Here is a 14168-nt window from a genome sequence, read left to right as displayed (position 1 = left end):
CTTGTTTTATGAGAACTTCATTGAAAAAGAAAGCTGGTGACAGAAACGTGGAGCGAACAAGACGCAAAAGAAGAAGAAGAGTTCGATGGGGCAGAGTGTTCTTTGCTTTGTTGTTCCTTTTTATTATCGTTGGGGGCATATACAGCTATTTCCAATATAAGCAAGGGCTATCGATAGCAAGCGATGGTAAATTTGCGGATGACGGCACGACATTTGAACAGTTTCAAGGCAGTCTCCCGAATAACGGAGAAGTAAATATGCTGCTGTTAGGAAGTGACTCGCGCGGGGAAAAGCATTCTCGTACAGACTCTATTTTAATTGCTCACTACGATTCTAAAAGCAAACACCCGAAAATTGTTTCTCTTATGAGGGATATGTACGTGGATATTCCAGGACACGGCAAGCAAAAGCTGAATGCTGCTTACGCGTTCGGAGGTCCTGAGCTGCTGCGTCAAACGATCAAACAAAATTTTGATATTGATATTAACTATTATGCAGTTGTGGACTTTGAAGGATTTTCAAAAATTGTAGATACGATTGCGCCTGATGGCATTGAAGTAACCGTGCCTCACGATATGTCTTCGGGAATTGGTATGACGCTTCACAAAGGTACCCAAGTTTTACACGGTGAACAGCTGCTTGGCTACGTACGTTTTCGCCATGATAACATGAGTGATTTTGGACGCGTTCAGCGTCAGCAAGAAGTCGTTTTAAAGCTCAAAGATGAAGTAGCAAGCCTAAACAGCGTGTTTAAAATACCGAAGCTTCTCGGCGTAATGGATCCTTACATCGATACAAATTTAGATACAAAAAGCATGATGCTTCTAGCTAAAGATGTGGTAACAGGAAACATGAAAGACGTTCAAAGCCTGCGACTGCCTTTAGACGGATCATTTGAAAACAAAACGTATAGCGGCGTTGGTATGGTGCTTGATATTGATTTAGATAAAAATAAAGAAGCGCTGCAAGAATTCTTAAATGACAAATAAAGAAAAGCCTCGAGACGCATGTCTCGAGGCTTTTTCTTTATACATAGACGATGATGCGTTTGAATGACGTAATTAAACTAGTCACTATACCAGAGCATACAACAATGAATAATGAATAAATAGCTGTATCGTTTTGAAGCAGTAAAATACCTGAAATAATAATAGATGCGTCAATCACTAAAATGATGATGCCAGGGTTTAACGATAACCATTTCGCAAGTATCAGAGAAAATAAGTCGACCCCGCCTTGACTTGCGTGCTGCCGGAGCATGATGCCAGTTCCGATTCCGTTAAAAATGCCTCCAAGGCAAGCGCTTAAGATAATGGGAAGGTGAAAAATTCCGTGAAGCGGAAACAGCAAATCAATCATCACCGCTGAGAGAACCATGCCATAGATAGCATTTAAAAAATAAGAGCGGTTAAAACCTAGAGCGAGAAGGTAAATCGGCAAGTTTAAGCAAAAAATCATCACGCCTACTTTATAGCCAAGTAAATAATTAATGATTAAGCTAATTCCCGTAATGCCTCCTGTTACAAGCTGAAGCGGAAGAATAAAAACGTTAATTCCAATACTAACAAACACACTGCCAATTCCAATTGCAATTAATTTTTTGTACATGCTGTCTCATCCTTGTCTATGAATCTCTTTATATGTATATGAAGACAAGCAGAGTTTCAGCACAAAGACTGCTTCAGAAACCATAATGCACGGATTAAATATATGCAAAGGAAGCTGTTTCGCAATGCAAATGTGTTGCATAAACATTCTTCACCATAGACAATAAGAATTAACGAAGAAGGTAAATGGAGGAGAAAAAATTGATCGTTCGAAAAGCTAGAGAAGAAGAAACATCATCTATTGAAACAGTAACGCTTGCTGCTTATGAGCAATATGCAGCTGTAAAATCGGAAGCGCACTGGAAAAGATATCGAAAGGGAATTTTACATACCCTGAGTGAAGAAAAGAAATTTGAATGTATGGTAGCTGAAATCGATGGAGAAATGGCAGGAAGCGTTTTGTTTTATCCGCCGAATACGGATGTATATGGAGGGTTATTAAAACCATTTCCATGGGCTGAAATTCGTCTGCTGGCAGTTGCTCCATCTCATCGCCGAAAAGGAGTCGCCAATGCGCTTCTTGAAGCGTGTGAAAAAAAATCTCGGGAGCTAGGGTGTTCTTATTTAGGTTTACATACAGATCATTCAATGGAACATGCCATTAAGCTGTACACTAAAAGAGGTTACGTTCGTTTTCCTGATAACGATTTTTATCCGGTAAAAGATTTGCATGTTATGGCATTTAGAAAATCAGTTTAATAAAAAAGCCTTTGAAATCATTGACTTCAAAGGCTTTTTTGAGATTCTGAATTTAAAATGACAAAAGCGAGAAAAAGAATAGCAGAAGCTAGCCAAATTGCTTTTGTTCCGAGGGTGAAAGTAGAAATAGAGCCTAACAATGCACCACTTAAAAAAGAGAGGATAATGGCCGTAAAACGAAGGCACTGATAAGCAGCATTTTCGTCGCGTTTGAATATAGCATAGTATGCTGCTTGAGAAGCAGTACGAAGGTTTCCAGTTGTCATGGTTGTATTATATGACCATTTTATCAAAGTTCTAAATGAAGAAACTTGAAGAGCAGCAACAAATGAAATTGTTACTGTAACCAACATATTAGGAACACTAGACGGTAAAAAACCAACGATAATGAGTACGACAATTTCTAAAAGCAATACAATACGAGAAGTATCAGGGAGTACAGATACAAATCGCGGCTGCTTAAATGTTTCGGTTACAGCAACGCCTAGGATAAAGGCTAAAATAGGCGGAATATGAAGAAAAGCTTCTGTCCATTGACCTTGTGCTGCCTTTACACCTAATAAAACGATATTTCCACTTTGTGCATTTGCAAATACTCCGTTTCTGCTTATATACGTATAAGCATCAAGAAAACCTCCCACAATAGCTAACAAAATTCCAAGGATAACTGAATTTGCCGTTGCAGCTTTTTTGAATCGTTTCGTTAATTGTAAAAAGTAAGATGATTTGTTTGTGAGCATGTCTTCCTTTTGCCTCCTGAAAATCTAAGGTGCATTATCTAGTATAAGCAAAAAATCGGCTTTTCTTCAATTGCTGTGACTCCATGTAAAAAAGATAGGGAAGATCCCTATCTTTTTTGTCATTTATATAACGTGACGATTCCAGTGGCGGTGAGCTGACACAGCTTCAACAAATTCATCTGTAAAACGTGTAGAATCTCCAGTTACGACACCGGGACTACTATCTAAGCCAGCAGCTTTTAGCCACTTAACACCTTCATCTGTGGCGCCAATTGGTTTAAAATGCTCGAATGCTTCTTGAGCAAACGTCAGTGCTTCTTTACGAAACTTCTCATCAGCTGACGAACTTCCGACAACATAAACCGCATCGAATAAGACAGAATCACTTGTTAAGAACGTGTGCTGTACTTCAAGTTCTGACCCGTCTGTTCCTTTTACGTTTTGAAGGGTTGTGCTTACAATTTCAGGCTGAATGCCCTGTTGTTTTAAACTGTTTAACACTTGTGGTAGGTCACCGCTAAAGTCATTAGCTACAATGACAGCTACTTTACGCGTATTCGGCTTTTTAATCGTCTGTTCCTGACTAAGAGCCGGAGACGACTTGGTCACTGGCGCGTCTTCTCCTGATGGAGGCGTTGCACCAATCGCTTGTGCCACTTGTTTAGCTAGCACTGTACTGACGTTGGCAAACATATCAACAACCTGTTGCTGAACAGACTTGCTTTTCACTTTTCCAAGCTCAAAGCTGAAAGCACTGATAATATGCTCTTTTTCAGGGTCGCTCATGCTATTCCAAAATAGCGTTGCCTGTGAAAAGTGGTCTTTAAAACTTTCGCTTCGGCTTCGAACTTTTCTTCCTTCCACTTTTTCCTGATAGTGAGAATAACCGCCCTCTGACTCTGGTACAGGAGCCGGGGTATTGGCTGCAAGAGAGTTTCTGTGATAGCTGACAGGCCCTTTGTTAATCGTTTGACGTCCGTAACCGTCGCGTTGATTGTTATGAAACGGGCACACTGGACGGTTGATTGGAAGTTCGTGGAAATTCGGGCCGCCAAGACGAATAAGCTGGGTATCCGTGTATGAAAACAATCTTCCTTGTAAGAGAGGATCATTGGAAAAATCAATTCCCGGTACTACATGCCCCGGATGGAATGCGACTTGTTCCGTTTCGGCAAATACGTTGTCTACATTTCGATTTAAGGTCATTTTTCCAACCAATTTGACGGGAATGTCTTCTTCTGGCCAAAGCTTAGTTGGATCGAGAATGTCAAAGTCGAATTTAAATTCATCTTCCTCAGCTATGATTTGAAGCCCTAGCTCATATTCAGGATAGTCTCCGTTTTCAATTGACTCCCATAAATCTCGGCGATGAAAATCAGGGTCTTTCCCAGAAATGGTTTGAGCTTCGTCCCAAACAAGGGAATGCGTTCCGAGCACAGGCTTCCAGTGGAATTTGACAAAATGAGCTTTTCCTTCTGCATTAACTAAGCGAAAAGTATGTACGCCGAAGCCTTCCATCATACGTAAGCTGCGAGGAATTGCGCGGTCTGACATTGACCACATGACCATGTGAGCGGACTCTTGGTTATTGGCGACAAAATCCCAAAACGTATCATGTGCTGAAGCCGCCTGCGGCATTTCGTTGTGTGGCTCAGGCTTAACAGCGTGAATTAAATCAGGGAATTTAATCGCATCTTGGATAAAGAACACGGGAATGTTATTTCCAACTAAGTCATAGTTTCCTTCTTCTGTATAAAATTTCGTTGCAAAACCACGTGCGTCGCGAACCGTTTCAGCTGAACCTTTAGAACCTGCTACAGTAGAGAAACGGACAAATACAGGTGTTTTTACAGATGGATTCTGTAAAAAATTAGCTTTTGTATATTCGCTGAGCGAGTCATACAGCTCAAATTCTCCGTGAGCAGCGAAGCCGCGTGCATGAACGATGCGTTCAGGAATGCGCTCGTGGTCAAAATGCGTCATTTTTTCACGGAAATGAAAGTCTTCCATAAGGGTTGGACCACGTTCGCCTGCTTTTAAAGAAAATTCATCTTCGGAAAGCTTTAACCCTTGATTGGTTGTAAGTGCTTGGTTTCGATCGTCTGTTTTAAACTGCTCGAGCTGTTCTTGCTTGCTTTTTTCATTTACAGGGTGCTTTTTTGTCATACTTGTCTTCCTCCTTGATCTTCAGTTAATAATCATTACAAAATGTGTACCCTGTCAAAAGTTGAAGCAAACAGAAATGTTGGAATTTTTTCGTAGGAAATCCGTTATTTTCTTGTTATGATTATGAATAAGTATTCATAAATACAAAAATAAAAGGAGAGGGGATACATAGATGAAAACACGGGTAACAGATTTATTAGGAATTCAATATCCAATTGTACAAGGAGGTCTTGCGTATCTAGCGTACGCAGAACTTGCGGCTGCTGTCTCAAATGCAGGCGGGCTTGGACAAATTACAGCTATGACGCTCCGAACACCTGAGAAACTTCGAGCTGAAATTAAGAAAGTACGTTCTTTAACTGAGCGTCCTTTTGGCGTTAATTTTGCTGTTGGAGGTCAAACAGAAGGTTCTTATAAAGAACTTCTCGACGCAGCAGTAGAAGAAGGTGTTCCGGTTATTTCCATAACAGGAGCAAATCCCGCACCTATTTTTGAAAGATTAAAAGGAACGGGAATTAAAACGCTCGTGCTGGTAGCCAACGTACGTCAAGCTCAAAAAGCTGAGAAGCTAGGAGCAGATGCTGTCATGGCAGTAGGGCAAGAAGCTGGAGGACATATCGGACGTGAGGATTTAGGCACAATGGTATTAATTCCTCGAGTAGCTGCGGCTGTGTCAATTCCCGTCTTGGCAAGCGGAGGGATTGGAAACGGACAAGGATTATTGGCAGCGTTATCATTAGGCGCTGAAGGGATAGAAATGGGAACACGTTTTATCGCGACAAAAGAATGTGTAGATGCCCATGATGCGTATAAACAAGCTATTATAGAAGCAAAAGAAACGGATACTGTGGTTATTAAACGTTCGTTCGGGGCACCTGGACGCGTATTGAAGTCCCACTATACTCTTGACATTATTAAGCGTGAGGAGCAAGGAGAGAGATACGAAGAGTTAAAAGACGTCATTAGCGGAGGGGCAAACTGCCGGTATATTTATGAAAATAAAATCGATGAAGGCTATGGATGGGCAGGCCAAGTCGTTGGACTGATTGATAGTATTCCAACGGTGCAAGAGCTGTTTGACAGTATGATAGAAGAAGTGCACGCCGGTTCTAAACGACTGTTGAGTATAGTAGAAAAGAAGTAGAGATACAAGCCGTCATACTGTAGCAATTGTTCGCATATTTATAATCTATATCTCTAAATGAGGTGAGAGAATGAAAAGAATGCGAGCATTTGCTATCATGACGTTTTTAATAGTAGGTTCAGGATATGCAGTTTTTATTAAAAAAGAAGAAGTTTCCAAGACTCAGCAAGCACAAGTGTACGAAGAAGCAAAGCCTGTTATTAAACAAATGGACAAACTGGATATTTGGCATAAAATCAGCAGCGGTTTAACTGAAGCGGGCTATGAATCAAGGGGTGTGAATTCTTCCCTTTATTCAAAAGACAGAGTAGAGCTGGATGTGTATATGGAGCCTTCCGTTTCAGCTGATGCCAAAACGCAAGAAACGATTAAACAAATGGTATATAAAATACTGGAAGAAAATAAATTTCAGCAAAAGGCCTTTCATGTAACAATTAAATTCCTGCCCGAAAAACAAGTAAAATAGACTTGTCTCGGCCAGGAATTTTTTTTATTAAAATGCTTTTTCATTGGCTGCTGGAATACTCTCAGGGAGAGAAATTTCAGCATTTTTGGGCTGATACGTAATTTTTCCGTCCAGCACATCATTGGCTTTTTGTAGGTCTAATAAATTTTCCCATCGTGCGATAATAAAAGCAGCTACCGCATAACCAATAATATTAACTGTGGTCCGGTAATTACCCATAAAGCGATCAGGAGCAAGCATCAGAGCAACGGCAGCTACCGGAATGGATCCGGTTGCTGCTGCGGTAGCAGAAAGAGCAACAAAAGCTGATCCTGGAATGCCAGCCATTCCTTTAGACGTAAGAAGAAGAACACCAAGCATTAAAAGCTGATCAGTGAGGCTCAAGTCCACGCCCGTTGCTTGTGCTAAAAAGACGAGAGCAAGAGACAGGTAGATAGAAGCACCGTCTAGATTAAACGAATAGCCCGTAGGCACAACAAGGCCAACGACTGCTTTGTTGCATCCTGCTTGTTCAAATTTATCCATGAGCTGCGGCATAACGGCTTCAGTAGAACCCGTAGCAAATGCCAGCATAATTTCTTCTCGTATATATAGAATAACTTTCCACAAGCTTAATTTTAAATAGGTTCGTAAAATAACAGCTAAAACAAGAACAAATGCTAGACAAGCAATTGTCATAGCGATAAATAGCTTTCCAAATGCAGCAAGTGTTCCAAGACCGTACTGACTGACTGCAAATGCCATGGCGCTAAACGTGGCAAGAGCCGTTAACTTCATGATGTATCCCATAATTTTAAATAACACATCATTTACTTTTTCTAATACGTGTAGAAGGGTCTCCGCTGTTTTTCCACCTATATGGACAAGAGCGATTCCGAACAAACACGAAATTAAAAGCACTTGAAGCATGGAGTTGTTTGAAAAAGCACCAACTGCACTGTCTGGAATCATATTAAGAAAAAAATCACCTTCGCTCGGAAGTTCGGAGCCGTTTGTCTTCGCGTCCACTTCAGTTGTGCTTAAGCTTGAAGGGTCAACATTCATACCGGCCCCGGGGTTCATTACGTTTGCTACTAATAGACCGATAAGTAGAGCGAATGTTGTGACAATTTCGAAGTAAAGAATGGTTTTTCCACCGATACGCCCAACTGTTTTAATGTTTCCAACCTTGGCAATTCCGACAACGACTACCCCAAAGATAAGAGGAGCAATCAGCATTTTGATGAGCTTAATAAAACCGTCTCCAATCGGTTTCACAGCATTTCCAAAGCTTGGCCATAGATATCCTACGGCTACGCCAAGTACAATTGCCATCATAATTTGAAAGAAAAGACCTTTATAAAAAGGTTTTTGCTTACTTTTTGCCGCTGTTTGTGTCATGTGTTCTCCCTTCGTCGTACAATTTTTTTGATGTTACAATAGATGTTATGTTTTTTTACATTTTAACGTAAGTTTGTTTGAGGTGTCATTGGTCTCTTTGACTAAAATTCAATAAAAATATTAGTTGAAGTGTATAAGAAGGGAAGGGAGTGGTTTCAAACATTATTATTTTTAATGTAGATCTTTAAAAAAACTAATAAAAAGCACATGCAAAGGCATGTGCTTTTTATTTATTAAATTAGTTTAATTCCGCTAATTAAAATGATGGTCGCCATAATGGCTTGAAGCGGTCTTGAAGGCACTTTCGTTGATAAACGGCTTCCGAGTAACACACCCGGAATAGATCCAGTTAATAGGTTAGCAGTCAACATATAATCAACGCTTCCAAAGCTTGCATTTAAAATACCAGCCACCGTAACGAGAAGAAACGCATGTGCAATATCAGTACCAACCAGCTCAGATGTTTTTAACTTAAATAAGTACAGCATTGCAATGGCAAATAATGAGCCAGAACCAATCGATGTTAGTCCGACAATGAACCCAAAGACTACGCCAATTCCGATTGTTAATCCTTTTTTCTGATTTAAGTCCATTTCCTGAAACCGATTTGGGCGAATTAATTTATCAAAAAAGACGCGAAAGATAATTGAGATGGCAACCAGCGTCATGACGTACCCGAGAGCGTGCTTAATAATCGTTTCTTGATGCTCGTGAAAAGATGGGAATGCATGAAGTGTGACAATAGCCAGCACAGCGCTCGGAATACTTCCGAAAGCTAAATATTTTGCTAATTTAAAGTTAATGGTTCGCTGTTTGTAGTGCTGAGCGACTCCGAATAATTTTGTGATAGAATTGTAGACAAGATCTGTTCCTACGGCAATGGAAGGGTTAATGCCGAGTACAATCAGTAAAGGTGTTAATAAAGCGGCACCTCCAACCCCCGTTAAGCCTACAAGGGTTCCAACGAATAATCCCATTAAGGTAATTGATAGTTCCATATTTTGTCCTCCTACTCTCAAAACCAAGTACATTGATCTGATTATAGAGCATTGTAACTCATATGTAAATAAAATTCTGAATATTTTTAGTGAAGTTGAAAAGGTTTTCTTAGTCTTCACTATTTTAGGGAACGGACGATAAAGTCATAGGAAGTTATAAAAAAGTAAATAGAATACGTTTATTTATCTATGATTACGCTCTAATTTGTGTTACAAATGTAAATGCAATAAAAGAGTTTATTTTTATCTCATTTGAAAGACCGGTGAATGCATGAGTTTTGTTACGAAAGATTTGTTAATTAATTTTTTATTTATTTTATTGGCGCTGTTTTTAGTGCAGATGTTTTATTTGATCAAGTATGCTAAAAAAGTTCATTGGTGGAAAGATCACTATATCGCGGTATTTCCGATTTTAGCTATTACCTTTTGCCTTTTGTTTCCGGTTAACGGAGCTTATGTCCCGGATGACTATCGAATGGATTTACGAAGAATTCCTTATATTTTAGGAACGTTATATGGAGGCTGGCCGCTAGGAAGCTTGCTTTTCGTCTTTATTTTACTGCTGCGCTTGCTAATTGGCGGGTACGATGTAGGGTTTTTATCAACATTAATTGCTCTTCCGATTTTATCCATTCCTTTATTTTTCATAACAAAATACTTTTTACATTTCTCATTAAAAAATAGAATTATCGTGAGCACCTGTCTTAGTGTAATTGGTTCTTTATTAGCTATGCTTGTATCTATTTTTGTCTTACACGTAACAAGCATTCCTATTAGCGTGTGGGTTCAGTTCGCTGTTTTAGATGTGGCAGGCATGTTTGTGATTACCATACTGTGGGAAGCGATACGGGCAAATTTATTAGTGCTGCAGCGCCTAATGAAAGCAGAAAAGCTAGAAATTGTCAGTCATTTAGCTGCCAGCATCTCTCATGAGGTGCGAAATCCTCTAACTGCAAGCAGAGGATTTATGCAAATGCTGCAAGAAGATGAAAAAGAACCTGCTAAAAAACGCTACATTTCGATTGCTATTAATGAACTAGACCGCGCAAAAGAAATCATTGATGATTACTTGCTATTTGCCAATTCCGCTCCAGAACGAAATGAAAAAATGAATATGTCAGAAGAAATTCATCACGTCACCCATATTATGACGCCTCTTGCCAATATGAACGGAGTCGCGATTGATTTTACATTCGATGAAGAAGTGAAGTTCTTCGTAATGGGAGAAAGAAGAAAGCTTCAGCAGTGTCTAATCAACTTATTTAAAAATAGTATTGAAGCCATGCAAAACGGAGGCACGTTAACTATTAAAGTAGGAAAAGAAGGCGGAGTTGTGATCGTTGATATTATGGATACAGGCTGCGGTATGACGCAAGAACAAATCAACCGGTTAGGCGAACCGTATTTTACAACAAAAGAAAAAGGTACGGGGCTTGGAACGATGGTATCTTTCAGTATTATTCATTATATGAAGGGAAAAGTAAGTGTGTCTAGCGTAAAAGGAAAAGAAACGTGCTTTTCACTTCAATTTCCCCTTTGTGAGTAAAGAGCAGCTTTAGGGCTGCTCTTTTTATATGCAAAAATTTTAAAAATAGATAAAAGTAAACTGATTATTAAAAAAGTATTGAATTTAAGAAATGAAAGCGTTACAATCTATTTAAAGTTATCCGAAACGTTTTGGAGGAATTTTGATTGACAACGATTAAAGATATAGCGCGAGTTGCCGGCGTATCTGTAACAACGGTGTCTCGGGCTTTAAATGGTTATTCAGATGTAAATGAAAAAACACGGCAAAAGATTGCAGCCGTAGCAAGAGAGCTGGACTATAGCCCCAATACGTTAGCTCGAGGATTGGTTATGCAAAAGTCAAAGACAATTGGACTACTAGTTTCAGGCATCAGCAGAGAGAGCGTAAAAGATAATTTCACGTTTGAAGTATTGTGCGGTGTAAATGAGCGTGCATCTACTTTGGGGTATGACTTGATTTTATTTAATACGAACACGATGATGCAGCGAGAAAAAACGTATACTCAGCTTTGTCGAGAGCGAAGAGTGGACGGGGCAATTATTCAGGGCATCAAAAAAGAAGATCCTTATTTAAAAGAAGTAGTAGAAAGCGATATTCCTTGTGTTTTAGTTGATATTCCCGTCCATTCTAGTTCAGTAGGCTATGTCACCACCGATAATGCCTTGGGAGCTAAAAAAGCGGTTGAACATTTAGCGAGTCTTGGCCATCAGCATATTGGGATGATTAACGGACATGAAGACGCATTTGTCAGCCAAGAACGTCTCAATGGATACAGACAAGCCCTCAAAGAATGCGGTTTGTCGTTTCGTTCTGAATGGGTTGTAAGCGGAAAGTTTGAAGAAAAGAAAGCAGAGAAAGCTGCCAGTGAGCTTTTAAATAAGTATGAAGAGCTCACCGCTATTTTTTGTGCAAGTGATTTAATGGCACTGGGAGCATTAAAAGCATGCAAAGAACTTGGCCTTGATGTACCAAAAGACGTTTCGATTGTCGGATATGATAATATTGTTCTTGCTTCTTACTCGTCTCCAAATTTGACGACTGTAGGGCAGGAAGTATATCAGATTGGCTATGAAGCTGCAGATTTACTAATTGAGATGCTAGAAGGAAAAGAAACAAATATGAAGCGTTATCTTGATACACAGCTGATTATTCGAGAATCAACAGCTAAAAACCACGGCTAGTGGTTTTTATATAATGTAAAAACCGAAACGTTTCGGTTTTGTGTTTCGTTTTTCCAAAACGTTTCGGTGAAATTTAGGGGGATGGAAATGGATTACCGTGTGATTAAAGAAAATGACTTATTTTTACTAACAGATCAAGCAGGAAATATCACTGAAAACCATCAGTATGGTTTAGGGCTATATATGAAAGATACGCGTTTTTTGAGCAAATTTCATTTGAAAATTAACGGTACAGATCCTGTGTTATTGTCCTCAAGTGCCGACGAAAACCTGTTAGCCACAATTCTTCTTACTAATCCGCATATGGAAAAAGAAGGAGAACTATCGCTGTGGCGAGAGTCTGTAGAAATAGAAAGAAAGCGCTTTATATATGAGGGTATTTTCTATGAAAAAATAAAATTGAAAAGTTATTTTCCGAAAAAAATTGCTTTTACATTAAGTATCCAAGCAGATGTCGATTTTAATGATATGTTTATCGTAAGAGGTTTTCAAACTGGAAATGTCGGAAAACGAACAGGGCAAATAAAAGGGGAAAGCAGTTTAATATATACATACGAAGGATCAGATGATATCAAGCGTTCGACACGGATTTCTTGGGATAAAAAAGCCTCACACGTGTATGAACAAGGAGAGGTTATGTTTTCTTTCGAACTGAACCATCAGGAAGAAGAAGAAATTACATTAATGGTTCAGCCGCAAATGGGCGAAGACATCAATGAAAATATTTTATCAGCTGGTGAAGCATTTAGTTTACTAACGCAGTCATATAAAAAGTGGGAAAAATCTTCTACAAAAGTGACAACCGATCATCCGACAATGCAGCGCCTTATTACAAGAGGACTTAACGACCTGCGCGTACTGCTAACGGATGTAGGATTCGGTGCTTTTCCTGTAGCTGGATTGCCTTGGTTTGGTGTGCCATTTGGAAGGGATAGTCTAATTGCAGCGCTTCAAATGCTGGCTTTTAATCCGGAAGTAGCAAAAGGAACGCTACGTACTATGGCAGCATATCAAGGAACGGCAAATGATCCATGGCGTGATGAACAGCCGGGTAAAATTATGCATGAAATACGTTACGGAGAACTAGCCAACACAAATCAAATACCTTTTACTCCATATTACGGAACAGTTGACGCGACACCATTATTTTTAATTTTGTTAACGGAATATGTGAAGTGGACGGGAGACTTCGAGTTTGTAAAAGAAATGCAAATGACTGTCGATGGAGCTTTGACATGGATCAATGAATATGGAGATCGAGACGGTGATTTATTTCTTGAATACCATCAAGAATCAAGTAAAGGAATTGCTAACCAAGGATGGAAAGACTCAGGGGATTCTGTTGTCCATCGCAGCGGTGAATATGCAAAAACTCCTATTGCTTTAGTGGAAGTACAAGGCTACGTATATCAAGCGAAAATAGGTATTGCTTCTTTATATGATCAGTTAAACAAAACAAATGAAGCAAATAGTTTACGTGAAGAAGCTGAGCTGCTGCGTAAAAAGTTCAATGAAGCCTTTTGGATGGAAGACGTGTCATTCTATGCCATTGCACTTGATGAACATAAACATCAAGTAGGAACGATTACGTCAAATCCAGGTCATGTACTTTTAGCCGAGATGATGGATGAGGAGAAGCTGAACAAAGTAGCGGAAAGGCTAGTATCAGAATCTATGTTTTCGGGATATGGAATTCGTACAATGGCAGAAGGAGAAGCGGGTTATAATCCAATGAGTTATCATGACGGGAGCATTTGGCCGCACGATAATAGTTTAATTGTTCTCGGTTTGAGTAAAGCGAACAAGCAAACAGAAGTCAATAAAGTGATAAAAGGGCTGGTTGATGCAGCTGAGCATTTTGAATACGACCGCCTTCCAGAGTTATTCTGCGGCTATTCAAGTAACCTTGGCAAGCCTGTCAAATATCCCGTTGCCTGCTCACCTCAAGCTTGGGCAGCCGGCACGCCTTTAGCTTTCGTACAGGCGATGCTAAGACTGTTTCCTGATAGTACAGCAGGTACTATACAGATAAATCCTTTGCTCATAGACGATATGAATGAAATCTCTGTAGAAAACCTTGTGATTGGCAGTGGGAAACTTTCATTAACGGTTAAAAAAGAAGAAAGCGAAACTATTATTTACGTGAAAGAAAATACGACAAAATACGAGCTTCTATCTCAATGTAAGGTAAGAAATTATGTAGGTTAATGTTACTTCGACCGCGGCTTATTAAGCGTCAATTAATAAGCCGCAGGTCAA

Annotated in this window: 12 protein-coding genes; 7 read left to right on the top strand and 5 right to left on the bottom strand. The window is 39.6% G+C overall.

Features of this window, described 5'->3' with window-relative positions:
* Positions 1 to 20 precede the first annotated feature (20 nt).
* A complete protein-coding gene (locus NST66_RS18920; protein WP_028415047.1) occupies positions 21 to 989 on the top strand; it encodes an LCP family protein in 969 nt (322 codons plus the stop codon).
* A gap of 37 nt (positions 990 to 1026) precedes the next feature.
* On the opposite strand, the gene NST66_RS18915 is transcribed toward NST66_RS18920, so the two are convergent.
* A complete protein-coding gene (locus NST66_RS18915; RefSeq protein ID WP_033579900.1) occupies positions 1027 to 1608 on the bottom strand; it encodes a YitT family protein in 582 nt (193 codons plus the stop codon).
* Positions 1609 to 1808: 200 nt separating this feature from the next.
* On the opposite strand from NST66_RS18915, the gene NST66_RS18910 reads away from it, so the two are divergent.
* Positions 1809 to 2306: a GNAT family N-acetyltransferase gene (locus NST66_RS18910; protein WP_028415046.1), complete on the top strand. Its 498-nt coding sequence runs from the start codon at positions 1809 to 1811 to the stop codon at positions 2304 to 2306.
* A 26-nt stretch (positions 2307 to 2332) separates the two neighbouring features.
* Here NST66_RS18910 and NST66_RS18905 read toward each other — a convergent pair whose 3' ends face one another.
* A complete protein-coding gene (locus NST66_RS18905) occupies positions 2333 to 3046 on the bottom strand; it encodes a YoaK family protein (protein ID WP_034270598.1) in 714 nt (237 codons plus the stop codon).
* Between the two features lie 123 nt (positions 3047 to 3169).
* On the bottom strand, positions 3170 to 5212 hold the full coding sequence (locus NST66_RS18900; protein WP_034270595.1) for a catalase: 2043 nt from the start codon (positions 5210 to 5212) through the stop codon (positions 3170 to 3172).
* 172 nt (positions 5213 to 5384) lie between these two features.
* Here NST66_RS18900 and NST66_RS18895 point away from each other — a divergent pair, with 172 nt between their 5' ends.
* Together NST66_RS18895 and NST66_RS18890 are read left to right on the top strand one after the other, a co-directional pair.
* Positions 5385 to 6356 (top strand): NAD(P)H-dependent flavin oxidoreductase, encoded by a 972-nt coding sequence (locus tag NST66_RS18895; RefSeq protein WP_033579903.1) that lies wholly within the window; start codon positions 5385 to 5387, stop codon positions 6354 to 6356.
* A gap of 70 nt (positions 6357 to 6426) precedes the next feature.
* Positions 6427 to 6822, top strand: a complete 396-nt coding sequence (locus NST66_RS18890; protein ID WP_033579904.1) for a hypothetical protein — start codon at positions 6427 to 6429, stop codon at positions 6820 to 6822.
* Between the two features lie 27 nt (positions 6823 to 6849).
* On the opposite strand, the gene NST66_RS18885 is transcribed toward NST66_RS18890, so the two are convergent.
* On the bottom strand, positions 6850 to 8202 hold the full coding sequence (locus NST66_RS18885; protein ID WP_028415041.1) for a cation:dicarboxylate symporter family transporter: 1353 nt from the start codon (positions 8200 to 8202) through the stop codon (positions 6850 to 6852).
* A 233-nt stretch (positions 8203 to 8435) separates the two neighbouring features.
* Positions 8436 to 9200, bottom strand: coding sequence for a sulfite exporter TauE/SafE family protein (locus tag NST66_RS18880; RefSeq protein WP_028415040.1), 765 nt, complete (start codon positions 9198 to 9200; stop codon positions 8436 to 8438).
* Between the two features lie 271 nt (positions 9201 to 9471).
* Here NST66_RS18880 and NST66_RS18875 point away from each other — a divergent pair, with 271 nt between their 5' ends.
* The 3 genes from NST66_RS18875 (at position 9472) to NST66_RS18865 (ending at position 14117) form a co-directional block, all read left to right on the top strand.
* Positions 9472 to 10746 (top strand): ATP-binding protein, encoded by a 1275-nt coding sequence (locus NST66_RS18875; protein ID WP_033579905.1) that lies wholly within the window; start codon positions 9472 to 9474, stop codon positions 10744 to 10746.
* A gap of 146 nt (positions 10747 to 10892) precedes the next feature.
* Positions 10893 to 11909, top strand: a complete 1017-nt coding sequence (locus tag NST66_RS18870; protein WP_028415038.1) for a LacI family DNA-binding transcriptional regulator — start codon at positions 10893 to 10895, stop codon at positions 11907 to 11909.
* Between the two features lie 87 nt (positions 11910 to 11996).
* A complete protein-coding gene (locus tag NST66_RS18865; RefSeq protein ID WP_034270592.1) occupies positions 11997 to 14117 on the top strand; it encodes an amylo-alpha-1,6-glucosidase in 2121 nt (706 codons plus the stop codon).
* Positions 14118 to 14168: the final 51 nt, after the last annotated feature.

The organism is Priestia sp. FSL W8-0524 (genome assembly GCF_038005965.1).
Lineage (GTDB): Bacteria > Bacillota > Bacilli > Bacillales > Bacillaceae_H > Priestia > Priestia zanthoxyli.
This window is presented reverse-complemented; position numbering and strand designations above follow the sequence as displayed.

Excerpts from the sequence above, each read along its gene's own strand:
- NST66_RS18915 (WP_033579900.1), bottom strand. The coding sequence starts at position 1,608 with ATGTACAAAAAATTAATTGCAATTGGAATTGGCAGTGTGTTTGTTAGT.
- NST66_RS18905 (WP_034270598.1), bottom strand. The coding sequence starts at position 3,046 with ATGCTCACAAACAAATCATCTTACTTTTTACAATTAACGAAACGATTC.
- NST66_RS18900 (WP_034270595.1), bottom strand. The coding sequence starts at position 5,212 with ATGACAAAAAAGCACCCTGTAAATGAAAAAAGCAAGCAAGAACAGCTC.
- NST66_RS18895 (WP_033579903.1), top strand. The coding sequence starts at position 5,385 with ATGAAAACACGGGTAACAGATTTATTAGGAATTCAATATCCAATTGTA.
- NST66_RS18890 (WP_033579904.1), top strand. The coding sequence starts at position 6,427 with ATGAAAAGAATGCGAGCATTTGCTATCATGACGTTTTTAATAGTAGGT.
- NST66_RS18885 (WP_028415041.1), bottom strand. The coding sequence starts at position 8,202 with ATGACACAAACAGCGGCAAAAAGTAAGCAAAAACCTTTTTATAAAGGT.
- NST66_RS18880 (WP_028415040.1), bottom strand. The coding sequence starts at position 9,200 with ATGGAACTATCAATTACCTTAATGGGATTATTCGTTGGAACCCTTGTA.
- NST66_RS18875 (WP_033579905.1), top strand. The coding sequence starts at position 9,472 with ATGAGTTTTGTTACGAAAGATTTGTTAATTAATTTTTTATTTATTTTA.
- NST66_RS18865 (WP_034270592.1), top strand. The coding sequence starts at position 11,997 with ATGGATTACCGTGTGATTAAAGAAAATGACTTATTTTTACTAACAGAT.